Annotated in this window: 23 protein-coding genes; 10 read left to right on the forward strand and 13 right to left on the reverse strand. The window is 59.6% G+C overall.

Going from position 1 to position 21,954, the window contains the following annotated elements:
• Positions 1-41: 41 nt before the first annotated feature.
• Both KQI84_16450 and KQI84_16455 read right to left on the reverse strand, forming a co-directional pair.
• Positions 42-1,073, reverse strand: coding sequence for a right-handed parallel beta-helix repeat-containing protein (locus KQI84_16450; GenBank protein ID MCB2156467.1), 1,032 nt, complete (start codon positions 1,071-1,073; stop codon positions 42-44).
• Positions 1,074-1,105: 32 nt separating this feature from the next.
• A complete protein-coding gene (locus tag KQI84_16455) occupies positions 1,106-2,128 on the reverse strand; it encodes a right-handed parallel beta-helix repeat-containing protein (GenBank protein ID MCB2156468.1) in 1,023 nt (340 codons plus the stop codon).
• Positions 2,129-2,400: 272 nt separating this feature from the next.
• Here KQI84_16455 and otsB point away from each other — a divergent pair, with 272 nt between their 5' ends.
• Genes otsB through KQI84_16475 form a run of 4 tightly spaced genes read left to right on the forward strand, consistent with a single transcriptional unit; the run spans position 2,401 to position 6,628 of the window.
• Positions 2,401-3,186 (forward strand): trehalose-phosphatase, encoded by a 786-nt coding sequence (gene otsB, locus KQI84_16460; GenBank protein MCB2156469.1) that lies wholly within the window; start codon positions 2,401-2,403, stop codon positions 3,184-3,186.
• Entirely contained in the window at positions 3,183-4,352 is a 1,170-nt protein-coding gene (locus tag KQI84_16465; protein ID MCB2156470.1) for a mechanosensitive ion channel family protein, read from the forward strand. The genes otsB and KQI84_16465 overlap by 4 nt, the downstream gene beginning before the upstream one ends.
• Positions 4,353-4,367: 15 nt before the next feature.
• Complete coding sequence (locus KQI84_16470; protein MCB2156471.1) at positions 4,368-5,804, forward strand: trehalose-6-phosphate synthase; 1,437 nt, start codon at positions 4,368-4,370, stop codon at positions 5,802-5,804.
• 5 nt (positions 5,805-5,809) lie between these two features.
• Positions 5,810-6,628, forward strand: coding sequence for a DUF72 domain-containing protein (locus KQI84_16475; GenBank protein ID MCB2156472.1), 819 nt, complete (start codon positions 5,810-5,812; stop codon positions 6,626-6,628).
• Here KQI84_16475 and KQI84_16480 read toward each other — a convergent pair.
• Together KQI84_16480 and mntR are read right to left on the reverse strand one after the other, a co-directional pair.
• On the reverse strand, positions 6,625-7,407 hold the full coding sequence (locus tag KQI84_16480) for an HAD hydrolase family protein (protein MCB2156473.1): 783 nt from the start codon (positions 7,405-7,407) through the stop codon (positions 6,625-6,627). The two genes, KQI84_16475 and KQI84_16480, sit on opposite strands and share 4 nt — an antisense overlap.
• A gap of 11 nt (positions 7,408-7,418) precedes the next feature.
• Entirely contained in the window at positions 7,419-7,880 is a 462-nt protein-coding gene (gene mntR / locus KQI84_16485) for a manganese-binding transcriptional regulator MntR (protein ID MCB2156474.1), read from the reverse strand.
• A 127-nt stretch (positions 7,881-8,007) separates the two neighbouring features.
• Between mntR and hisB the strand changes: the two genes are divergently transcribed.
• The 6 genes from hisB (at position 8,008) to ruvB (ending at position 13,967) form a co-directional block, all read left to right on the forward strand.
• Positions 8,008-8,619, forward strand: coding sequence for an imidazoleglycerol-phosphate dehydratase HisB (gene hisB / locus KQI84_16490; GenBank protein MCB2156475.1), 612 nt, complete (start codon positions 8,008-8,010; stop codon positions 8,617-8,619).
• 117 nt (positions 8,620-8,736) lie between these two features.
• Positions 8,737-9,774, forward strand: a complete 1,038-nt coding sequence (locus KQI84_16495; GenBank protein ID MCB2156476.1) for an NAD-dependent epimerase/dehydratase family protein — start codon at positions 8,737-8,739, stop codon at positions 9,772-9,774.
• A 5-nt stretch (positions 9,775-9,779) separates the two neighbouring features.
• On the forward strand, positions 9,780-10,280 hold the full coding sequence (locus KQI84_16500) for a GNAT family N-acetyltransferase (GenBank protein MCB2156477.1): 501 nt from the start codon (positions 9,780-9,782) through the stop codon (positions 10,278-10,280).
• Entirely contained in the window at positions 10,277-10,873 is a 597-nt protein-coding gene (locus KQI84_16505) for a hypothetical protein (protein MCB2156478.1), read from the forward strand. The genes KQI84_16500 and KQI84_16505 overlap by 4 nt, the downstream gene beginning before the upstream one ends.
• Positions 10,874-11,099: 226 nt before the next feature.
• Positions 11,100-12,827 (forward strand): sulfate permease, encoded by a 1,728-nt coding sequence (gene sulP, locus KQI84_16510; protein MCB2156479.1) that lies wholly within the window; start codon positions 11,100-11,102, stop codon positions 12,825-12,827.
• Between the two features lie 96 nt (positions 12,828-12,923).
• Positions 12,924-13,967: a Holliday junction branch migration DNA helicase RuvB gene (ruvB, locus tag KQI84_16515; GenBank protein MCB2156480.1), complete on the forward strand. Its 1,044-nt coding sequence runs from the start codon at positions 12,924-12,926 to the stop codon at positions 13,965-13,967.
• A gap of 6 nt (positions 13,968-13,973) precedes the next feature.
• Here the strand turns inward: ruvB and KQI84_16520 are convergent, their stop codons facing one another.
• The 9 genes from KQI84_16520 to KQI84_16560 form a co-directional block, all read right to left on the reverse strand.
• Complete coding sequence (locus KQI84_16520) at positions 13,974-14,663, reverse strand: sulfite exporter TauE/SafE family protein (protein ID MCB2156481.1); 690 nt, start codon at positions 14,661-14,663, stop codon at positions 13,974-13,976.
• Positions 14,660-15,178: a hypothetical protein gene (locus KQI84_16525; GenBank protein ID MCB2156482.1), complete on the reverse strand. Its 519-nt coding sequence runs from the start codon at positions 15,176-15,178 to the stop codon at positions 14,660-14,662. The genes KQI84_16520 and KQI84_16525 overlap by 4 nt, the downstream gene beginning before the upstream one ends.
• Positions 15,179-15,188: 10 nt before the next feature.
• The gene (locus KQI84_16530) at positions 15,189-15,422 is read right to left on the reverse strand and encodes a TM0996/MTH895 family glutaredoxin-like protein (protein MCB2156483.1); all 234 of its coding nucleotides are present in this window, start codon (positions 15,420-15,422) and stop codon (positions 15,189-15,191) included.
• Between the two features lie 34 nt (positions 15,423-15,456).
• The gene (locus KQI84_16535; GenBank protein MCB2156484.1) at positions 15,457-16,245 is read right to left on the reverse strand and encodes a sulfite exporter TauE/SafE family protein; all 789 of its coding nucleotides are present in this window, start codon (positions 16,243-16,245) and stop codon (positions 15,457-15,459) included.
• A 33-nt stretch (positions 16,246-16,278) separates the two neighbouring features.
• Complete coding sequence (locus KQI84_16540) at positions 16,279-16,893, reverse strand: tRNA CCA-pyrophosphorylase (GenBank protein MCB2156485.1); 615 nt, start codon at positions 16,891-16,893, stop codon at positions 16,279-16,281.
• Positions 16,894-16,919: 26 nt separating this feature from the next.
• Entirely contained in the window at positions 16,920-18,317 is a 1,398-nt protein-coding gene (locus KQI84_16545) for a permease (GenBank protein MCB2156486.1), read from the reverse strand.
• The gene (locus KQI84_16550) at positions 18,314-18,631 is read right to left on the reverse strand and encodes a metalloregulator ArsR/SmtB family transcription factor (protein ID MCB2156487.1); all 318 of its coding nucleotides are present in this window, start codon (positions 18,629-18,631) and stop codon (positions 18,314-18,316) included. The genes KQI84_16545 and KQI84_16550 overlap by 4 nt, the downstream gene beginning before the upstream one ends.
• A gap of 636 nt (positions 18,632-19,267) precedes the next feature.
• Positions 19,268-20,644 (reverse strand): TlpA family protein disulfide reductase, encoded by a 1,377-nt coding sequence (locus KQI84_16555; GenBank protein MCB2156488.1) that lies wholly within the window; start codon positions 20,642-20,644, stop codon positions 19,268-19,270.
• Between the two features lie 103 nt (positions 20,645-20,747).
• Positions 20,748-21,947: a serine/threonine protein kinase gene (locus KQI84_16560; GenBank protein MCB2156489.1), complete on the reverse strand. Its 1,200-nt coding sequence runs from the start codon at positions 21,945-21,947 to the stop codon at positions 20,748-20,750.
• Positions 21,948-21,954: the final 7 nt, after the last annotated feature.

The raw sequence follows: 21,954 nt of genomic DNA on the forward strand, positions 1-21,954 counted from the left end.
GTCAATGGATTCATTGGCGATCGGGTTGCAATCGCTCCTTGTCAGTCGACAAGATTGGCGGTGGGACTGGTGGCGGTTGCGACGGATTGCTCCGGGCCGACCGAGTTTCCGGTTTCGCCGGAGATGTCTGTTGTATTCCCGACGAGCGTGTTGCTGTAGACTTGCTCGTTGCTGTTCGCGAAGAGCTTGATTCCCACGGCATTGCCTCGGACGAAGTTCGCCCTGACCAGGTTATAGCCGCAGCGTACATAGATTCCATTCAAGTCATTTCCAGCCGAGAGATTATTCTGGAGTAGATTGTTGTAACACAAGTCGAACCCATCTTGTTGGTTATTCTGGGCGACACACCCCTCGACGATTGAGTACCCGCTGCTGTTTTGTGTGAATCCATCCATTCCATTGTTGTCTGAAACGCAGTCTCGAACAATGCAGTGTCCCAGAAATCCGATGCCCGTATAGACACAGTGCGATGCGAAGCACTCTTTGATGAGCGATCGGTCCTGGCAGTCGATCCCCATACTCGTTGTGTCATTTCCAAAAACCCGGCACCTCCGCACGGACAAGTTGTCCTTTCCATAGATGGCGGTAGAACCATTGGAATTGAGAATCAGATCTTCGATGACCGATCGATAGTCGGCCCTTACTCCTCCGCCGGGCCAATCGTCGATGATCCCATTTCGAATGACGATCTCGTAGCGCGCCATTCCGTTAATGGCCCTTTGGCTCGTCGCATTGCCGGTCATCCTGTGTCCGCGGAGGTCGATCTGGACTCCATCGACATCAATGCGAATACCGTCCTTTGAGGGTTCGCCAACAACATCCTCGTCCAAGAAGTAACAGCCGGGATCAACAATCACGAATGTGGCCGTTCCATCGCCAGGCGTTGTTTGCGCGTTGATTGCGGTGCCAATCGGGCGGTTGGCTTCGACGGCGGTGTAGATCTCGTCCAGCGACTTCATGTTCGGGGCTGGTGTTCCGGGTGGCGTCAACGCGCCTTGCGCGATGAGCAAGACGGGAATGAGCAGGAAGATTGCAACTCCCGCCAGTTTCGTAGAGTGATTGGGATTGTTCACAAGAACCTCCTCAGGTTCCCCCTCTGGGGTTATTACGGAATTACGAAATTCGCGGTGGGACTGGTTGCGGTTGTGGGAAGTTGGGCTGGGCCGAAGTAGTTGCCGGTTGTTCCGGAGAAGGCGGTTGTGTTTCCCACGAGCGTATTGCCGTAGACAACCTCGCTTCCGTTCGTGGATGCGGTGATACCTGTATCATTGTTACGGATCAGGTTCTCTGTGACCATGTTCTTGCCACACCTCAGGTAGATTCCAGTCGTGTTTTTGTATGCAACGCAGTTACGAACGATATTTCCCGCGCAGAGGGAAAAGCCATCCGGGTTGTTGAGATTGGAGACGCAGTTTTCAAGAATGCTGCCACCTCCGCTCCCCTGGGCGAAACCGACGCCTCCGTTGTTGATTGCGGTACAGTTCCGGATGACGCAGCCCCCTCCGAAGGCGAATCCGGCGCCATCGCCTGATGCCGCCGTACAGTTCTCCAAGTATGCCAAGTCCCCGGCGTAATAGGCGGTGGAAGCACTGCTGACGACGCGACAGTTTCTCATAATAGCGGATCCGGACGTACTAATGCCCGCGCCCCCGCAGTCGTACACCAGGAGTCCATCGATTCTGGTATGGATGTATCCGACGACGCCGCCCTCAGGCCAAGTGCGGACTGTCCCATTGGAAACGCGGAAGTTGCTGCTGCTTGCCGCGTTGATAGCGATCTTGCTATTTGGGACTCCCGTCAGCGTGAAGCCATGCAGGTCGATCGTGACATCGTCTGCAGTGACCGAAATACCATCCTTGTTTTCTTCGCCTGTCAGGTTCTCGGTCAGGTAGTAAGAGCCCGGTTCGGTGATCAGGAACGTGGCGACGGCGCCGCCAGGAACGGTTTCCTGATTGATGGGAATACCGATCGGGCCGCTGGCTTCGGCGGCCGTGTAGATTTCATCCAAGGATTTCATGATGGGGGCCGGCGTGCCGGGCGGGGTCAACGGACCCTGGGCGCTACAGATCGAAGTTAAAGCGAGTGCCAGTGCCGTACAGAATACGGCAAGGCGCAGGGAACTCCTCATAACTCACCTCCGAGAGAGAAGACGAATTCGCCAGTCGCAGAGTTTCGTGCTGCGGGGAATGGGTCTAGTTTCGATTTGAAGGAATGATGGTTCGCCGATGATCTGTCGTCAACGGGGATGAGCGGCGGGGGGCTCGCACCGATCTTGCTCCCTCTGAACAGGAAATCAGCCCGGCGCCTGTAAACGCGGCTTCTCGCCGCGGGCCTGCGTGTCTCTTTGACACGGGTGGTGTGCCGGGAGATTGTTCCAGCAAGAGACGAGGGAGTTTATCTGTGAAGATTCTGAAGCCCGGCGGCGACCCCGCAGGGTTCTTCGAACGGCTGCGAGCGGCGCCGAGGCGGGTCCTGCTGCTGGATTACGACGGGACATTGGCGCCGTTTCGAGAGAAGCGCGACGAGGCGGTGCCATACCCGGGAGTGCGGGAGGCAGTGCGGGAGATTCTGGAGTCAGGTTCGACGCGGCTGGCGGTGATCAGTGGGCGTTATACGAGAGACCTGTTGCCGTTGCTGGATATTGACCCGCATCCGGAAATCTGGGGGTCTCACGGGTGGGAACACCTGTGGACGGACGGGCGGTGCGAAGTGCCCGAGATGGGCCAGGATGCGCTGCGCGGGATCGAAAGGGCCAGGGCCTGGGCGGATGAACGGGGTTTGAACGAGCAGACGGAGGAGAAGCCGGGTTGCTTCGCATTGCATTGGCGCGCCCTGCGGGAGGATAAGGCGATCGAGTTGGAACGTGAGGCGCGGGCGGCCTGGGCGCCGTTCGCCGAGGGCACGCCGCTGGAGCTTCATGGTTTCGACGGCGGGTTGGAATTGCGCGTGGGCGGGCGCGACAAGGGGGACGCAGTCCGTGCGATCCTGGCGGACGAGCAGTCCGATGCAGCGATCGCTTATCTGGGCGACGATCTGACGGATGAGGATGCGTTCCGCGAGCTGGAAGGTCGCGGGTTGCGTGTGCTGGTGCGTGGCGAGTTCCGCGAGACGCGCGCGGACCTGTGGCTGACGCCGCCGGAGGAGCTGATTGATTTCTTGAATACATGGAAAAGGATCTGCGCATGAATCTGAAAAAATGGATGCAGGACCTTCTGGGAGAATTGGGAGGCGATAAGATCGCGGGAGTTCTGATCAGCGAGTGGGTCCTGTTCGGTACCGCGACGATCGTTCTTCTTCTCGTGTTCCTGTTGGTTCGCAAGATCCTCAAGGTGCGACTGGCGAAGGTTGCTGGTGAAACCGAATACACTTGGGACGATTTCTTTGAGAAAGTCGTGGATAGCACGTACGCAATTACGTTGCTCGCCGTTGCAATGTATATCGGGACGTTTCTGATCACGATGCCGCTGGAGACGCGGAAGATTCTCCTGCAGGTCATTGTTGTCATTGTTTTGATCCAGGTGGGGTTCTGGGCAAACGCGAGCGTGGAGCAATGGTTGCGCAAAGGGTTGAAGAAGTTCCATAAGACCGACATTGCGGTCGAAACAACAGCATCCGTGATCAAGTTCTTCGCGATCATCTCGATCTGGGCGATCGTGGTGGCGCTGGTGCTCTCGAACATGGGCATCAAGATCGGTGCAGTGATCGCAGGGCTCGGCGTCGGCGGTATCGCTGTTGCCTTTGCCTTGCAGAAGATTCTTGGCGATGTGTTCAGTTCCGTTGCGATCCTGATGGATAAGCCTTTCGAGGTTGGCGACTTCATTATTGTGGGCGATCTGATGGGATCCGTAGAGCGCATCGGAATTAAGACAACGCGCATCCGCAGCCTGGGAGGCGAGCAGTTGATTTTCGCCAACACCGATTTGATTGACAGCCGCATTCGGAATTACAAACGGATGCGCGAACGGCGCGTGGTGTTTGCTTTTGGGCTGATCTATCAAACGAACGCGGATCAGTTGGAACGTGCTAAGCAGATTGTGGAAGACGTGATCAAGAACGAGGAGAAGACGCGGCACGATCGCGTGCACTTCAAGGCTTACGGGGCCTCTTCGTTGGATTTCGAAGTCGTCTACTATGTTCTGAGTCCGGACTACAATTTGTACATGGATATTCAGGAGAAGATTAACCTGAACATCTATCGGCGATTCGCGGAAGAAGGACTCTCGTTCGCTTACCCGACGCAAACGTTGTATGTTCGCGGAGACAGCCCCATTCGTGTTCAAAGCGAACGCATTGCGGAACGCGAAGTCGAACTCACGACGGAGCAGCAAGAAGAAGAAAACTCGGAAGCCTGATTGGAGGAAATGTAAATGACGACATTGAAGAAACGTCTGGTTGTTGTGTCCAATCGACTGCCGGTCATTCTGAATAAAGACGAACATGGCAATTGGGAAGTGAAACCCGGCGCGGGCGGCTTGGTGACGGCGCTGAATCCGATCCTGTCGGAGAACGGCGGCGTGTGGACCGGCTGGATTGGTGCAGAGCCGGATGAGCAAGTCGACGAAGTGCTCGAGCAGCATTCCAACTCGATGGCATACAAATTGAAGTCCGTCCCGCTGACGAAAGAGGAAGAGGACAAATACTATCGCGGGTTTTCGAATGCGGTTCTGTGGCCTCTGTTTCACGATCTTCTTGGATACTGTCGGTTCGATCGAGAGACGTGGGATTCCTATCAGGAGATTAACGAGCGATTTGCCCGCGTGACGTGCGAGTCGGCGGAACCTGCGGACGTGGTCTGGGTTCATGATTATCAGCTTTGCCTGGCCGGGCATTACATGCGGAAGCACGGTTGGAAGGGGCCGATTGCGTTCTTCCTTCATATTCCGTTTCCATCTCCGGACCTCTTTCGACGGCTGCCGTGGCGGCGGCAGATGATCAAGGCCTTGTTGGAATACGATCTTCTCGGTTTCCAGACGCTGCGAGATCGAAAGAATTTCGTAGCGTGCGTTCGCGAAATGGTTCATGGCGCCAACGCGACAATTCAACGACGCGTCACGACGATTCAGTTGGAGGACGGGCGAGAAGTTCGCGTCGGAAACTGGCCGATCAGTATCGACTTCGATGAATTTGTCGAAACGGCGAAGTCAGAGGAAGCAAATCAGGAGGCGTGGTACTTTCACGAGCATTTCCCGCGCATGAAGTTGATCATGGGCCTGGATCGCCTGGACTATACAAAGGGCATTCCAGAGCGGTTCCGTGCGTTTGAGCGTTTCCTGGAGAAGTACCCCGACATGCAGGGGAAAGTTTCTCTGTATCAGCATTTGATTCCGAGCCGGACACACGTTCCGGATTACCAGGATTTGAAGAATCTGCTCGATCGATTGGTGGGCCGGATCAATGGGCGGTTTGCGCGATCCGGGTGGGCGCCGATCTATTATGTTTACGGGACGCTGAGTCGCCCGCAGTTGGTGGGGCGCTACAAGTCGTGCGAGGTGGCGCTGATTACGCCGCTGCGCGATGGGATGAACCTGGTTGCAAAGGAGTTCTGTGCATCGCATTTCGACAATGACGGCGTTCTGATCTTGAGCGAATTCGCCGGCGCGGCGGACCAGTTGAAGAAAGGCGCCATGTTGGTGAATCCGTACGACGAGGAAGAAACGGCGGACGCGATTTACAAAGCGCTGCACATGGATGATGAACATCGGAGCAAGCGGATGGAGCGGCTGCGGAGTGTGATTCGTCGCAGCGATGTTCATTGGTGGGTACGCCAGATTTTCGATACGATCGATCGTGAACTTGTTGAGTGACGGCCATGCCGAAGCGCATCTTGATCGGGACATCCGGGTTTTCCTACGATGATTGGAAGGGGACGTGGTATCCCCCTGACCTGTCGAAGAAGGACATGCTTGGATTCTATTCGGATGTGTTCGATGCGCTGGAACTGAATGTCACCTATTACCGTACGCCGCCGCCGCGCAGTGCGGAATCGATCCTGGAGAAATCGAAAAGGCGATTGGCCTTCTCGATCAAGGCCCCAGGCGAGTTGACGCATCGGCGGGAAATCGGAAGATCGGTGATCGAACCATTCCGCGATTTCCTGCAGCCGTTCAGAGAGACCGGGACGTTGAGCGCTTTGTTGTTTCAGTTTCCGTACGCGTTTCATGCTTCGCCGGCGACGTGGGATTTTCTTTCGCGCATTCGCGATGCTTTTCCGGACGATCCGATCGTCGTGGAGATGCGTCACAACTCGTGGGACAATGCCAGGGCGGATGTGCAGCTTTCAGCGTTGCAGTTTTCGCGAGCGATTCTCGACCAGCCGGACGTCTCGAAATTGTCCGCGTCGGCGCGCGAGAGCGTGACGGGTCCGATCGCGTATTTCCGTTTTCACGGGCGGAATCGCGACGCGTGGTTCCAGCACGAGGAGATGTCCGACCGTTATCGGTACGATTACTCCAAAAAGGAACTAGAGGAGTGGGTACCGCGGGTTCGCGAATCGTCGGAGAAGGCACAGTCGACGATGGTGTTCTTTAATAACCATCCGGACGGCAATGCGCCGAAGGATGCGGAGGACCTGGCGGGATTGCTTGGCCAGCCGTTGCGGGGCAGCGGATACAGCGACTTGTTTTCTTAATCCACAGAGACAGTCAGTGTGCGGTTGTGTGCCATGGCGCGATCGTAGAGTTCAATCACACATTCGGCCGGTCCGCCGTCGAGTTTCCAGGCGCTGAGTTCGCGCAAGTCCGCCTGGGCATTGCTTGGCGTTGCGGAGAGGCCGCAGTGCTGCATGAAGTCCCAATCGCTCGAGGCGTCGCCGAGGCCGAGGACGTTCTTTGCCGGGATGTCGATGTCGTCGAGCATCCACTGCAATCCAGTGCCCTTGTTGATCCCAGGCGGCAGGAAATTGATGACCGCGTGCGTGCGATCGACGATGAAGCGCTCCTGCCAGCGCTCGCCGAACACTTCGACAAGTGGCAGCAATTCCTGCATGGTCATCGGCGGAATCGGGAACAATGTCAGTTGGCAGATCTTGCCGGCTTCAATGCCGATGTTGCCGTACTTGGTTTGCAGATCCTGTTCGGCGTGGCTTGCCAGTTCAACGTAGTGACAACGATTCTCAATCGTGTACGTGGGGTGGACTTTGTAGCGGCGAATTCGCGGGTCCCACATAACGGCGCCGCACTCGGCAAGGCTGGGCAGGTACGCGCCAGCGTATTGATGCAGGCATTGGACGTAGGGCAGTGGGCGTCCGGTGCAGAACACGAGCGCGGGGATCGTTGGGTCTTCCTTCGAGGCGTCGTTCCATTCGCGAACGCGTCGCGTAACCTCCAGATCGAACTGGTGCTTTCCTCCCGCGGAGAAGCAGCCATCAATGTCTGCAACAATCAGCCGGATCGTCTCCCGTCCTTCCATCCCTTGTCCTTTCAGTTTGTTTTCTTCGATGCCGCGCGGGTGAAGGTGCCGTCCTTCTCCATGGCCTGGCAGAAACGGGTCATGGCCTTCAGCGTGTCCGAGCCGACATGGTGTTCGATGCCTTCGGCGTCTTCTTCGGCGGCCTGGCGGGGAACGCCGAGGGCCTTCAGGAAGCGCAGGACCAAGTGGTGGCGAGCGCGGGATTCCTCGGCGAGCTTCGCGCCCTCGTCGGTCAGCGAAACCGCGCGGTAGGACTCCGCGTTGACGAGCCCGAGGGCCTTCAGGCGGTTGATCGTCTTGTGGACGGTGACGTGGCTGACGCCGAGGCGGGCGGCGATGTCGCTCTTGTGGGCGGCGCCGATTTCGCGCTGCAGATCGCTGATCAACTCGACGTAGTCCTCGGCGTTCTCCATGGCGTGGTCGGCCCGCTGGCGGGCGGGGGAGCGAGTGAGTTCGAAATCGCTGGGTGCCATGGGGATTTCCGGGGCGGAGTTGTAAGGCCTGTGACACAGATTAGCGGCGGCTACATCTTGTAAATGCAGTTGCCATCGCACGGCCGGGCGGGTCAACCTCGAAACACCTTCGTCGAGGATGGCACCCATGCCTAATAAGGATACGGACTCGTCACGCAAGATCGTCGAAACGCGCCGCAAGACGGCGGAGACGGACATTTCGGCCAGGCTCGATCTTGATGGCTACGGCCGGTTCGAGGGCCACACCGGTGTACCGTTCTTCGATCACATGCTGGTGCTGCTGGCGCGTCACGGCGGGCTGGATCTGAAGCTGACCGCCGACGGTGACACGAATGTGGAGTGCCACCACACGGTGGAGGACGCGGGGATCGTGTTTGGGATGCTGCTGGCGGAAGCGGCCGGCGACAAGGCCGGCATCATGCGTTACGGACACGCCGTCGTGCCGATGGAAGAGGCGTTGTGCGAATGCACGATCGATTTCTGCGGCCGGCCGTTCCTTTACTTCCACGCGGATTTTCGTCGGCCGATGATCGAGAATTACGCGACGGAAATCACAGAGGACTTCTTCCGCGCCGTGGCCAATAACGCCGGGCTGACGATGCACCTGGAGTGCCGCCGCGGGCGCAATGCCCACCATATCGTCGAGGGCCTGTTCAAGGCGTTCGCCCGTGCGCTGCGCGTGGCGATCTCTGCGGACCCGCGCATGTCGGGCGTGCCGAGCACGAAGGGGATGCTTTAGGGCGGGGCCTTCGTAGCGATCGATCCTTTCAAATGAAAAGCGTATGACGCTTCGGATTGCCTTTTGGCCGGGAATGTTGGCCAATGAGGGTAGAATCCCAGGCGAAGGAGCACCGTCATGCGCGTTCTTGTCATCGGCGGCACCCGATTCATGGGCCCCCACGTTGTGCGACGGCTGATTGCGATGGGGCACGGGGTTGCCGTCTTCCATCGCGGACACACCGAACCGGATTTCCCTCACGAGGTGTTGCGCCTGCACGGCGATCGGCGGCGGTTGCGCGATCACGCGGTGGAGTTCCGCACATTTGCGCCGGACGTCGTGCTGGACATGATCGCCGTCACGGAGTCGGACGCGGTGGAGGCGATGGAAGTCTTCACGGGCCTGGCGAAGCGCTTCGTCGTGGCCAGCAGCATGGACGTTTATCGTGCGTATGGAATTCTGCTGGGCAAGGAAGACGGGCCGCTGCAGCCGGTGCCGATGGATGAAACGAGCAAGTTGCGCACGAATCTGTATCCGTATCGCGGAGACGAACCGCGCGCGGACGACGATCCGATGAAGCGCATGGACGACTACGATAAAATCCCGATCGAGCGCGCAGTTCTTGGCGAGCCGAAGTTGCCGGGCACGGTGTTGCGTCTGCCGATGGTTTACGGTCCGGAGGATTATCAGTATCGGTTGTTCGATCCGTTGAAGCGCATGGACGATGCACGTCCGGCGATTCTTCTGGAGGAAGGCTATGCGGCGTGGCGCACGACGCGCGGCTACGTGGAAAATGTCGCGGCGGCAATTGCGTTGGCGGTGAATGACGATCGCGCGGCGGGACGGACTTACAATGTTGGCGAGGAAGACGGGCTGACAGAGAAGGAGTGGCTGGAAGCGATCGGTCGCGAAGCCGGATGGAGCGGGCGCGTTGTCTCCGTCCCCAAGGAGGAACTGCCCGAGTCGCTTGTTGCCGACATGAACACTGACCAGGATCTTGTCTGCGATTGCTCGCACATTCGCGACGAATTGGGCTTCAAGGCGGAGATCGATCTTCCGGAAGCGCTGCGCCGCACGATCGAATGGCAGCGCAAGAATCATCCTCCGCGCATCGACGAGAGCGCATTCAATTACGCCGAGGAAGACAAGATTCTGGCGCGGCTGGGGATTGGGTAGCGACGGTGTCGTCGATTTGCGAACTGAGAGTGGAGGATCTGGAGAAGTTTCTGCCGTTGTTGGCCGAGATTGAGTGCGGTGCGCACTTCGATATGGCAAACGCGGAGCATGTTGCTTTCCTGCGCCACCGGATTGAGGTGTACGTTGCGATGGGTGCGCAGTTCTTCGCCGCACGGGGGGATGATGGCGCGCCTCTCGGGATCGTGGCCGTTATTGTCGAGCGCAAGCTGCATTGCGCGCCGTCGGCAGAGGTTGTCTCGATCGGCACAATGGCCGCGCATCGTCGCAGCGGCGTCGGGACGGAGCTTCTGAATCACGCAGTGGACATAGCGCGGCGGGCGAAGGCGCATGCAGTGTTCGCGAAAACATATGCGGCCGATGCGGGTACGATCGCCTTCTACGGTCGCAACGGTTTCCACCCGGTCGCGGTCATTCCCGGGACCAACGGTCCGGACGATGAAGGCGATGCCGTGATGCGGAAGGGGTTGTCGGAGTCGGACTCATGATTCCGCCAATCATGTCCCCATTCAATCCCGTGTTTCGACGCTCAATGGCCATCTTTGTTGCGGTTGCGGTGATCCTGATTACGCTTGGCTTGCTCTGGATGGATGCCACGACTCCGTCGCGCCGATCCAACTACTCACGGGTGAGGGCAGACATGCGTTACTTGGCGACTGCCATTGAATCGTACAGAGATGATATGGGTTCCTGTCCCGCCGCGGCGCCGTTTGTTGAACCGAACTTCCCTCCTCGGTTAACCACATTCCGAAACCCCACGGATGAGGATGGGATGGGCAGTATCACGACGCCAGTTTCATACATCACGAGTCTGATTGTCGATGTCTTTGCGCCAAGCCAACCTTCTTTTGCCTATGGGCCGTTATTCGGGGCAGAGGACTCGCCCGGATGGGTGATGCTTTCACCGGGGCCAGACAGTGTTTATGATATCCGCGACTTCAAGGTGTTGATCGACGACGATGGGAACTTGCGAGGCGACTTCGTGCTGCGGAATACTTACGACCCGACCAATGGGGAGACCAGCATCGGTGACATCTTGTGGTTTGGGGAGGCGCGGGGCACGGAAGGCGGGTCTGATTGAATAGTCTCCATTCCTCCAAAAACAGAATTCGAGTGCGAGTACGTGTGCCGCTGCGCTGAGTACGAGTACGGGGGATAGGCGTTGTGGAGCGGTCTGGGAGGAATTCCGCTTGCCCGCAGGGGCAATTCGGAGTCTTTGGCGGGCGTGAGACGGGCGATGGTGAACGACGGCGCAGTGGACCGCGCCCCGGCGCTCTTCTCGTGAAAGAAGGTTCTCTCCGCACGAAATGTTCATTCCCAAGCTTGTTGTCTGTCTCCGCGATTATTCTCGAAAAACGTTCTTTTCCGACCTGTTTGCCGGCCTGACCGTGGGTGTTGTGGCGTTGCCGCTGGCGATGGCGTTTGCCATTGCGAGCGGGGTTCCGCCGGAGCGCGGTCTGTTTACGGCGATTGTTGCCGGGTTTCTGATTTCGGCTCTCGGCGGCAGCCGCGTGCAGATCGGCGGGCCGACCGGCGCGTTCGTTGTCATCGTTGCCGGGATCGTTGCCGAGTTCGGCTATGACGGCCTGGTGTGGAGCACCCTCCTCGCGGGCGGGTTGCTGGTGGCGCTCGGCATCGGGCGAATGGGGGCGCTGATTCGGTTCATCCCGTTCCCCGTGACGACGGGTTTCACGAGCGGCATTGCCGTGGTGATTTTCTCGACGCAGATTCGCGACTTGCTGGGGCTGCGGATGGAGTCCGTCCCCGCAGAGTTTGTCGACAAGTGGATCGAGTACGTTCGTCACCTGGGTTCGATTAACCCCAGCGCCGCGACCGTCGGCATCGGGACGATTCTTGTCATTGCAGTGACGCGGAAGTTCGTGCCGCGTATTCCGGCGATGCTGGTGGGGATGCTTGTCGCGACGATCGCGGCGGCGGCGTTGCACCTGGATGTCGAGACGATCGGTTCGCGCTTTGGGGAGCTTCCGCGGACGTTGCCGGCGCCGGGGCTTCCCTCGATTTCATTCAGTGAGTTGCGTGCGCTCGTGCCGTCGGCATTCACGATCGCGATGCTGGCGGCGATTGAGTCGTTGTTGTCCGCGACAGTGGCCGATGGTATGACGGGCGGCCGTCATAAGCCGAACACGGAACTAATCGCGCAGGGCGTGGCGAATGTCGGAACCGTTCTGTTTGGCGGTATTCCTGCCACGGGCGCGATTGCGCGGACGGCGACGAACATCAAGAGCGGCGCAAAGACTCCGGTGGCGGGATTGATTCACGCCGTGACGCTGTTTCTGCTGCTGCTCTTCTTTGCGCCGCTGGCAAAGGCGATTCCATTGGCAGCGCTGGCCGGCATTTTGGTCGTCGTCAGTTACAACATGAGTGAAGTGAATCACTTCATCGGTCTGCTGAAGGCACCGCGCAGCGACGTGATGGTGTTGCTGAGCACGTTCGGACTGACGGTGTTGATCGACCTGACCGTTGCGGTGGAGGTCGGCATCGTGCTGGCGGCGTTGCTCTTCATCCGGCGTATGTCTGAGGTTACCAGCGTCGGCATGATCACGCGCGAAGTTCGCGGCGACGAGGAAGAGGGGCCGGATCCGAATGCGTTGTCGCTGCGACACATTCCGGCCGGGGCGGAAGTGTTCGAGATTCAAGGGGCGTTCTTCTTTGGCGCAGCGGACCGATTCAAGGAGACGCTGCGAACCGTGGAGCGTCCGCCGAAGGTGTTGATCGTTCGCATGCGGAACGTGTTCGCGATGGACGCGACGGGCCTGCACTTGCTGGAGGAGTTGCTGCATCTTTGCCGGCGAGACGGAACGACGGTGGTGCTGTCCGGTGTGCATGCGCAGCCGTTGGTTGCGATGCAGCGCAAGGGCTTGTGGGACGCGATCGGCGAGGAGAACATCCACGGGAACATCGACGATGCGATCGATCGGGCGTGCGATCTTCTGGGAGAGCCCCGCCCCGAGCATCCCGCGCCGTTTGTCCCGGTGGTGGCTCGTGAAGGGGCTGTTGCCCCCAACGCGGGGTGATTCTTGAAAAGCGAAACTCTGGCGAATCGCGGCCTTGACATTCCGGGCGCTGCGGCGCTCTGCTCGGAAGTACCAACGCCGCACGGAGTTCGCCTCATGGCCGACAATCTGAACCCGCAACCAAACGATCCGCGAGACCGCGAGGACGATCAGCATCTGCGCCCGAAGTCGATGGGCGAGTTCATCGGCCAGACGCAGGCGGTGGAGAATCTGCGGATCTTCATTCAGGCGGCGGCGCAGCGCGGCGAGGCGTTGGATCACGTGCTGCTGTACGGTCCGCCAGGGCTCGGGAAGACGACGCTGGCGCACATCATCGCGGCGGAGATGGGCAGCAATCTGCGCTCGACAAGCGGGCCGATCATCGAGCGCAAAGATGACCTGGCCGCGATCCTGACGGACATGAAGCCGAGCGACGTGTTGTTTGTGGACGAGATTCATCGGCTGAATCGCGTGGTGGAGGAGTGCCTGTATCCGGCGATGGAGGATCGCAAGATCGACATCATGATCGGCGAGGGGCCGCACGCGAAGTCGATCAAGCTGGAGGTGGCGCCGTTCACTCTCGTCGGTGCGACGACGCGCGCGGGCATGCTGAGCGCACCGCTGCGATCGCGTTTCGGAATTACGCAGCGGCTGCAGTTCTACGATCAGGGCGAGATGGAGAAGATCGTTCGGCGCTCTGCGCGGATTCTGGATGCGCCGATCGACGCGGAGGCGATTTCGCTCGTTGCACGCCGGTCGCGCGGAACGCCACGTATTGCAAACCGGCTGTTGCGACGCGTGCGCGACATCGCGCAGGTGCGGCACGACAATCACATCAACTCCGACGTGGCGGAAGACGCGTTACGATTGCTCGATGTTGATGGGCGCGGACTCGATACGCAGGACCGCGCGCTATTGTCCTGTCTGATCGAGAAGTTCGGCGGCGGTCCGGTCGGGTTGAATACGCTGGCGGTCAGTTTGAGTGAAGACGAGGACACGTTGATCGACGTCGTGGAGCCGTACCTGATTCAGATTGGTTTCATCAAACGCACGCCGCGCGGACGCGTGGCGACATCGTCTGCGTTCGAGCACCTCGGTCTGCGGCCGCCCGTGGATTTGAACGGCGACGCGGCTGTCGATCTGTTTGAAGACGAAGGCTGACGACCTCTACACGAACAGAATAAATCGTACGCTCATCCAAATACCAATTCCGATAAAGAGCACGCCGGTGATGCGTCGGGCCCAGAGTTCGAAGGCGCTGACGCGTTTGAAGGCCGCTCCCAGGCCGTTTGCCCCGAACGCAATCACCAGTGCAAAGCCCAGCACCGGGATGGCCGTTCCAATTCCGTAGATGCCCGGATAAATGATCGAGGAACCGCTCTTCACGGTGAGAGGCAAGAGGCTGCCGAAGAAGAGCGCCGCGGATGTCGGGCAAAACGAAAGGGCGAAGACAAAACCCAGAAGGCCTGCTCCCCAGACGCCGAACTTGTCCGCATGCTTCTGCATCTTCTGTCCCCAGGAGGATCCGGAGCCGGACGGCAGGGACAATAGCTCCAGTAGGAACATGCCGACGACAATCAGCAGGGGTCCCATCAGCATGTTCATGTACTTCTGGAGGAAGTGCGAGAGTTGCGGCACAGCCAGGAGGCTGGCGGAGAGAATGACGCCGAGCACGAGATACGTCAGCGTGCGGCCGGCCGTGTAGAGCAGGCCTGACCACACGGCGAGCCGCGTCTTTTCAACGCGGCGAGAGATGTACGACACGGCCGCGATGTTTGTGGCGAGCGGGCACGGACTGATCGATGTCAGGATGCCGAGCCAGAGCGCCGTGCCCAGCCCAATCAGCCACTCTGTCACGATTCGTCGCCTGCCATGAAGTCGACTGTGTTTTCCACGACGTACTCCTCAAACTCCTGCGGAGTCTCATGGATCTTCGTCCAGATGTCCGGCAGGTTCTTCCAGCGCAAGATCGTGTCGCCGCGTTCTTCCGTCAGGATGACGGATTGAAACGCCAGTTCGAAGTCGTCGCGGAAGTGGGTGTTCTCCGGCTCGTCGTAATTGACGAGCCGCCACTCCATGTCGCCGGCATCGAGCTGATCGGCGAACATTGTCGAGATGGCGTCGCGGGACTGTTTCTCGATCGCGTTGCAGGTCGTGCAGCGCACATTGCCGTGGAAGTAGTAAACGACAAAGTGCGTTTCCTCGAGCGCCTTGATGGGTTCGTTTGTCGATTGGGCCTCAGTCTTCGTTTGCACCGTTGCCGTAGACTCGATGGGCGCAGGCTCACTGCGCATCTCTTTCACGACGATGGCGGCCAGGCTGATGCCGACGAAGAGCAGCAATGCCGCCGTGATGATTGCTTTGGGTTTCATACCGTTCTCCTCAGGTCAGCATTGCTCGAAGTTCACTTGCAGAGGGCAGTTTGCCTGCGCTCTTCACCTCGCCATCGACGACCAGGGCGGGGGTTGTCATGACGCCGAATTCCACGATGTCATTGATGTCGGTCACCTTCTCCAGTTCGTACTCGATGCCTGCTTCTTTCGCGGCGGCCTCGGTCAATTCGGCGAGCTTCTTACACTTCGGGCAACCGGTGCCCAGCACTTGCAGTTTCTTCATTGTTCACTCCCTTTCCTGATTCCGGTGTGAGTTTTTAGTAGAACAGCCGGATCACCATCAGCGATCCGATGACCAGCAAGAACCAGCCAAACGCTTTCTTGAGCCTGAGTTTGTCGATGCCCACGGTGAGTCGGCTTCCGATCTGGGCGCCCGCGAAGACGACGACGCCCAGAATGAGCGAGGTTTTCCAGTCCCAATGGCCCTGCAGAATATGACCAGCCAGGCCGGCGACTGCCGTCATTCCCACCATGAAGGCGCTGCTGCCGACGGCGATATCCATGGGGATCCCGAGAAGCAGAACCATGACGGGGACTTTCAGAATGCCTCCGCCGACACCGAGGAGGCCTGAGAAAAGACCAACGAGCAAGGACACGGAAAGTGCCAGCGGGAGATTAACGCAGTAGGTTCTGTCGCCGAGCGATCTTCTCCAATGAAGTCGCGTTCTCTTCACCTCAGAGCAATGATCCTTCTGCGTCTTCGGAGAGAGCATGAAGTAGGATGAGACGAAGACCATGACGGCAAAGAGCACCGACAAGGGACCGGCCGTGAACCACGAGGAGACGATTCCTCCCAGGAAGCCTCCCACCATCGTCGACGACTCGAGCGTGATCGCCAGTCCCCAGTCGGTTTTCTTTGCTTTGCGAAAGACGATCGTTGAAGAGAGCGAGACTGCGGCGATCAGAAACAGGCTCGTCGCTGCGGCTTCGTGAAAGTCGATTCCCGCCCAAACCTGAATCGGGGTGTAGACCACCCCGCCTCCCTGGCCCATCATGGAGAAGATGGCAGAGAAGACGAAGAACACGGCTATGAGAATCAGGATCATGGCAAGTGATTCCCTTCAACACTCGGTGCAGCCTCAGCCCCTAATCGCTTTCTCGCGGCATGGGATGCAGACTTTCTTATCGTTGAGGATTCGCCCATAGGGTTCGACGGTCATCTCGCCGCAGATGTCGCAGACGAATCCCGCGAAAGAATGCGGCGGAGACTCCAGCGCGTACTCGAAGACATCGCTCACGATCAGCAGATCTTCTTCCGGAGCGGACATCACTCGCTCGACCAATGGGGCGATGACCTCTTCAGGGACTTCCGAGGCTGGAATGCCTTTCTCGCGATAGTCCTTGAAGAAGGAAGACTGTTTGTTGGCCTGCATCGCTTCCGCCTTGGGGGTTACGCGCACCGCGCGTCCGGATTTCTTTTCGACCAAAGTGAGACCCCACTTCCCGTAGTGGAGCCTCTGAATGTTGCCTTTGCCGAAGGTGCAACCCGTGATCATTTGAACGCCGTCTGCGAAGCAGGTTGCGCAGTGGTTCTCTCCGATTTCTACCAGGGCGACGAGCTGTCCGTCTTTTGATCTCTCGACGCCTAACATGTTCATGGCGGCTGCCCCGACCCGCAGACCCATGGGCATTGCGGGGCACTTGTGGCCGTGCAATTGAAGGCCGGCTTCGTAGTAAGTTCTCGCGTCAATCATGGTACTGCCTTCCTTTCAGAAATTCTTTAGTGGAACAGGTTGCCGTAAAGCAAACCACTGAGCGTTGCCAACACGACCACGAGACCGACGAAGATGAGGGTCTTCTTCGTGCCCATCACGCTGCGGATAACGATCATATTGGGAAGGGAAAGCGCCGGTCCGGCGAGCAGCAGCGCCAGGGCCGGGCCTTCGCCCATGCCGGCGCCCAGCAGACCTTGGAGGATCGGCACTTCGGTGAGTGTTGCGAAGTACATGAATGCCCCGGCGATCGAGGCGAATGCGTTTGCTCCGAAGGAGTTGCCGCCGAGTGCGTTCTCCACCCAGGCCGAAGGGATCAGGCCTTCGTGGCCGGGACGTCCTAGCAGCAGGCCGGCAATGACAACGCCGGCGAGCAGAAGCGGCAGGATCTTCTTTGCGAAGTCCCATGTTTGGCCGAGCCAGTCGGCGAGCTCTTCGTTGCCGTTGGTTGCCATCATGGCCAGTGCGATGACTCCGGCAACAAATGGGATGAGTGGGTAAGAGGGGAACAGGAAGGCTAACGCGCCGGCGGCGATAACGGAGACGACGACCTCGATAAGTCGGACCGCATAGAAGAGATGCAGTCCGGCTGCGAGGATGAGCGCGAACCCCGACGTGACGATCCAGCGCCAGGACCAGATTGCGTACCACACGCCCGATTGCTCCTCTGGATGCCCCCAGTTGGCGAACACCAGGATGCCCGTCATCGCGGCCAGCATCGTGGCCGTTTGCCAGAGCGGGCGGCTTTCCGGTATCGGAGGTTGCTTCGCGGCTTCGGCCGCTTTCTCGGCCTCTTCCTTTGCGAAGAGCAGCGCCATGACCAGGCCGATGACGACGCTGAAGACGATCGCGAAGATCGCTCGCGCGAGGCCGAGTTCAATCCCAAGAACGCGCGCCGTCAGGACAACTGCCAGGATGTTGATGGCGGGGCCGCTGTAGAGGAATGCGGCCGCTGGACCAAGCCCGGCGCCGCGCTTCCAGATGCCAGCGAATAGCGGCAGCACCGTGCAGGAACAGACGGCGAGCAATGTTCCGCTGGTCGCTGCCACGCTGTAGGCCACCAGCTTGTTTGCTTTTGCGCCGAGGTACTTCATCACGGCGGTTTGGCTGACGAAGGCACCGATTGCTCCGGCAATGAAGAACGCCGGGATCAGGCAGAGCAGCACGTGCTCCTGGGCGTACCACTTGGTCAGCGCCAGCGATTCGTGAACGGCGTTGTTGAAGCGCGCCTGGTCGATGGGAAGGAAGTACGCCACGCCGAATACGGCGATCAACGCGAGGAGGATCTTGCCTTCCGTGCCGACGAGCGGCCCGAGGCGCTCGCGCCAGGGTGGGCTTGGCTTTTGGTTGTTTGGCGTATTCGCCAAGTCCTTGCTCAAAAAAGGGGCGGAGGCTTTCGTGCTCATTTGACCAGTTCCATGTGCTTCCGGGCGTTGGTCTGCACGACGGCGTCGATGCAATCGACGAACTTGAGGATGCATGGGGTCGTGAGGCTGTAGAAGACCTGGGGGCCACGCTTGTCCATCTCGACCAGGCCGGCGTTGCGCAGAACGGAGAGGTGCTTCGACACGGTCGAAAGGTCGCTTCCGACCATTTCGCGCAATTCGCAGACGCAGCGTTCGCCCTTGGCGAGCTCCTCCATCATGAAGAGGCGGGCGGGATGGGCCATGGCCTTGAGGATCCCGGCGCGGGCTTCGGTTTTGCGGGTGATGTCGGACATGCGGGGTCTCCTTCGTTCCGGACGCTTGATTGCATACTTGGCCAAACCGCCAAGTGGTGTCAAGGGGGATGTGGCAGGGCGGGGGAGCGGGGAGAGAGCAGCGCGCAGAGAGGCAAAGACGCAGAGAGCGGGGCTGGGTCGCCGCCGTATGCTTGAGGTGGCTTGGCCATCCCTGGCCAAGAGCCAGGCGTGTTGGATCTTCGGCGCTGGATGGGTCGCGCCTTCCGCCTTCGCCAAGGTTTCGGCGGACAAGTCAGCGCTTAGTGGGCGGGCGTGACAATCCCAGGGCGTTGCCCCTTTGGAATGCGGAAGGATCGAGTACGAGTACGAGTGCGAGGGGCGTGGTATGCGCACTCGTACTCGTTCTCGATAGCTGATTACGCGCAGGAGCACGGGCTGCGATCAAGAAACGGTTTGAGGTGGCTTGGCCATCCCTGGCCAAGAGCGAAACCGTTGATCCTCGTTTGGCGTTGAATCCGATGCTCGTAGCTCCGTGGAGTCCCCCGTATCACTGGGGCTTGAGCAAGGATTCTCAAGTCAGTACGAATTGGTAGCGGCTGATAGCGCGGGTGGTCTTGCCGGCTGGAAGCCGGCGGTCCCAGGGCTCTTCCGCTCTCCCATTCGCAGAGTCGGCACCTACTTCTCGGCGAGGGCCTGGCGGACGGCGGCGCGGAGTTCGTTGCCGCGGAGGTTTTCGGCGCAGATGCGGCCTTTTTTGTCGAGAAGATAGGAATGTGGGACTCTGCCGACATCGACGATTCTGACGTGGCGCGAGTTCCAGCCCTGGCCGTCGCAGATTTGCCGCCAGTCCATTCCGAATTCTTTCTCTTTGGCGCGAATGGACGGGATGGATTTGTCGAGGCTGATGCCGAGGAGATCGAATCCTTCTGCGCGGAAGGCGTTTCGAAGTGCAACGCGTTCGGGGATGGACTCGACGCTTTTGTCGCTCCACGTTGCCCAGTAATCGATCAGCAGCACTTTGCCACGGTAGTCGGTCAGGTCGACAATCCGACCATCGAGATCGCGTCCATTGACGATGGGTGGGAAGTAAGCGCGTTTGTCTTCGGCAATCAGCGGGCCGGAATCCTCGGCGTTCGGATCTTGCACTCCGAGCCTTGCGCGCATTTCCTTCAGTCGCTCTGCGAGCAGGTTGGACTGGGGCGGGGCATCGGTCGGGTCCGGCGTTGGAACATCGGTGGCGGTTGCCGCGGCTGTGGGACCTTCCGTGCCGGAGAGGCGTTCCATGGCGGCCTCGATCGGGGAGACGGGCGTTGCATCTGGTGTTGCTTCGGGAGTGGGTTCCGGCGTCGGAATCGGCGTCGGCGTTTCCGTCGGCGGCGGGGGAGGAAGGATCTTGGCTTTGCGCGCCCAATCGATGAGCGACAGGGCGGAAAAGACGCGACCGCCGGATGTGCGATTCACCTCCGTCGTGCCCATCAGCAGGATGAATCCTTCGCCCCAATGGCGCGAGACGGCGACGGGTCTGGTGCCATCGACGCCCATGTAGTGCCACGCCCATTCGGAGTCGGTCTGGGTGAGAATGCGGTAACCGCTTTCGCAAAGCCAGACATCGCCGCCCATCGGTCCTTGGCCGACGCGCGCCGGGAGGATTTCGCCCGGGGTCGTGTTCTCGGCAAAGCGATATCCGAATCGTTTGCCGAGGTAGTTCATGTTTTCGAGCGTCATCGCGTTGGCGTCCGCGCCACAGAGCAGAATCAGGACGCCGCCCTTCTTGACCATGCGGTCGAAGGCATCCATGTCGTCGCGAAAGAGTTCGGCGGTGTCGGGGAACTGATCGACGTAGAGAATCCCCGCCTCATAGACCTGACGGCGGTCGACGGGCGTGCCGGCTGCCTGGATCATGTAACGAGTTTCACCAACGTCGATCCGGTGGGGCTGGCTGGAGGGGACTTCCTCGAGGAATCCGCGAACGATGTCGACGCGCTCACCGGCGGCGTTCGCTGCAATCGGCAGCAAACCCAGGCAAACCAAGAGGAGAAGCGCTCGGACCATGCGGATGGGCTCCCGGCGGGTCCATGAACGGGACCACGGTTTCATGCTATTGGACTGAGAGTTCAACGTGGCAGTTTGGAACCGGGCAGTTTTCGTCGGGGCGTCAGCTCTTCAGCCAGAGCCCGACCGCCACTCCCACGATGAGGAAGGCGATCCCAACGAGAACGCTGATCAGTATCGTCATCTTGGTGGACATGCCGGCGCCGGCGGGGGCGGGAGCCGATACGTCCTGATCGCCCATGGGTCGTGTCGTTGCGGCGGCGTCCGCCGGCGACAGGCCCGGCTTGGGCGTTGGTGCCCGCGATGCCGGCTTGTCGTCCGGAGATTGCGGGCGGGGGATCTTCATTTCGGGAATGTGTCCGGAAACTTCGCGGTGATCGAGCCATTCCTGCAGGCCGTCGGCCACATCCTTTGCCCGGCCGATGCGATCGTCGGGGTGCTTAGCCAGCATCGAGAAGACGAGGCGTTCGATGGGCTCCGGCAGCGACGGATCGATGTCGCGCAACGGGATTGGCTGGTTGTGGACGATGTTACGCATCGTCTTCAAATCGTCAGCGCCGAGGAACGGGTGCTTGGCGGAGAGCATTTCGTAGAAAACGGTGCCGAGCGAGAAGAGGTCGGCGCGCCCATCGGGTCGAACGCCGAACTGATCGGAGATTTGCTCCGGCGCCATGTAGGCGGGCGTTCCGACGGCGAAGCCGCTGGCGGTCAGCGTCTCGTCCTTCCGGCCCTTGGCGAGGCCGAAGTCGGTCAGCACAACGCGGTTCGTGCGGCGTTCGATCAGGATATTGCCCGGCTTGATATCGCGGTGCAAAATGCCTTTGCTGTGCGTGTAGTCGAGGGCTTCGGAAACCGTCTGGATGATGCGAGAGGCTTCTTCGGGTGCCCACTTCTTTCCGCGGCGACGTTCGCTTTCCAGATCGAAGCCATCGATGTATTCGAGCGCGAGGTACTGCAGCGGGCCTTCGTCTTCGAACTTGTACAACGTCGCAATGTGCGGATGACGAATCTGTGCGAATGTGCGTGCTTCGCGTTCGAAGCGGCGCAGACTGTTTTCGCGGCTGGCGCGTTCGGGCGAGAGCGTCTTGAGGGCGACCTTGCGACCGAGCTTTGTGTCGCGTGCCAGGTAGACGATGCCCATGCCGCCGCGACCCAATTCGCCGAGCAGTTCGAAGTGATGGCGCGCAAACAGCGCAGCGACGCGCTCCTGTCCGGGGGAACGGGGGCTCATCGGCTGGATTTTTTGAGTATCTTCGTAGTCCATATCGTTTTCCAGGATGATGTCTGAATCGCCCGCGGGCATTCAGATC

The sequence above is a fragment of the bacterium genome (genome assembly GCA_020444065.1).
In the GTDB taxonomy this organism is placed as follows: Bacteria; Sumerlaeota; Sumerlaeia; order SLMS01; family JAHLLQ01; genus JAHLLQ01.

Bases quoted from the DNA above. Each gene is read 5' to 3' on its own strand.
- KQI84_16455 (MCB2156468.1), bottom strand. From the start codon at position 2,128: ATGAGGAGTTCCCTGCGCCTTGCCGTATTCTGTACGGCACTGGCACTC.
- KQI84_16465 (MCB2156470.1), top strand. From the start codon at position 3,183: ATGAATCTGAAAAAATGGATGCAGGACCTTCTGGGAGAATTGGGAGGC.
- KQI84_16470 (MCB2156471.1), top strand. From the start codon at position 4,368: ATGACGACATTGAAGAAACGTCTGGTTGTTGTGTCCAATCGACTGCCG.
- KQI84_16475 (MCB2156472.1), top strand. From the start codon at position 5,810: ATGCCGAAGCGCATCTTGATCGGGACATCCGGGTTTTCCTACGATGAT.
- KQI84_16480 (MCB2156473.1), bottom strand. From the start codon at position 7,407: ATGGAAGGACGGGAGACGATCCGGCTGATTGTTGCAGACATTGATGGC.
- mntR (MCB2156474.1), bottom strand. From the start codon at position 7,880: ATGGCACCCAGCGATTTCGAACTCACTCGCTCCCCCGCCCGCCAGCGG.
- hisB (MCB2156475.1), top strand. From the start codon at position 8,008: ATGCCTAATAAGGATACGGACTCGTCACGCAAGATCGTCGAAACGCGC.
- KQI84_16495 (MCB2156476.1), top strand. From the start codon at position 8,737: ATGCGCGTTCTTGTCATCGGCGGCACCCGATTCATGGGCCCCCACGTT.
- KQI84_16505 (MCB2156478.1), top strand. From the start codon at position 10,277: ATGATTCCGCCAATCATGTCCCCATTCAATCCCGTGTTTCGACGCTCA.
- sulP (MCB2156479.1), top strand. From the start codon at position 11,100: ATGTTCATTCCCAAGCTTGTTGTCTGTCTCCGCGATTATTCTCGAAAA.
- ruvB (MCB2156480.1), top strand. From the start codon at position 12,924: ATGGCCGACAATCTGAACCCGCAACCAAACGATCCGCGAGACCGCGAG.
- KQI84_16525 (MCB2156482.1), bottom strand. From the start codon at position 15,178: ATGAAACCCAAAGCAATCATCACGGCGGCATTGCTGCTCTTCGTCGGC.
- KQI84_16530 (MCB2156483.1), bottom strand. From the start codon at position 15,422: ATGAAGAAACTGCAAGTGCTGGGCACCGGTTGCCCGAAGTGTAAGAAG.
- KQI84_16535 (MCB2156484.1), bottom strand. From the start codon at position 16,245: ATGATCCTGATTCTCATAGCCGTGTTCTTCGTCTTCTCTGCCATCTTC.
- KQI84_16540 (MCB2156485.1), bottom strand. From the start codon at position 16,893: ATGATTGACGCGAGAACTTACTACGAAGCCGGCCTTCAATTGCACGGC.
- KQI84_16545 (MCB2156486.1), bottom strand. From the start codon at position 18,317: ATGAGCACGAAAGCCTCCGCCCCTTTTTTGAGCAAGGACTTGGCGAAT.
- KQI84_16550 (MCB2156487.1), bottom strand. From the start codon at position 18,631: ATGTCCGACATCACCCGCAAAACCGAAGCCCGCGCCGGGATCCTCAAG.
- KQI84_16555 (MCB2156488.1), bottom strand. From the start codon at position 20,644: ATGGTCCGAGCGCTTCTCCTCTTGGTTTGCCTGGGTTTGCTGCCGATT.
- KQI84_16560 (MCB2156489.1), bottom strand. From the start codon at position 21,947: ATGCCCGCGGGCGATTCAGACATCATCCTGGAAAACGATATGGACTAC.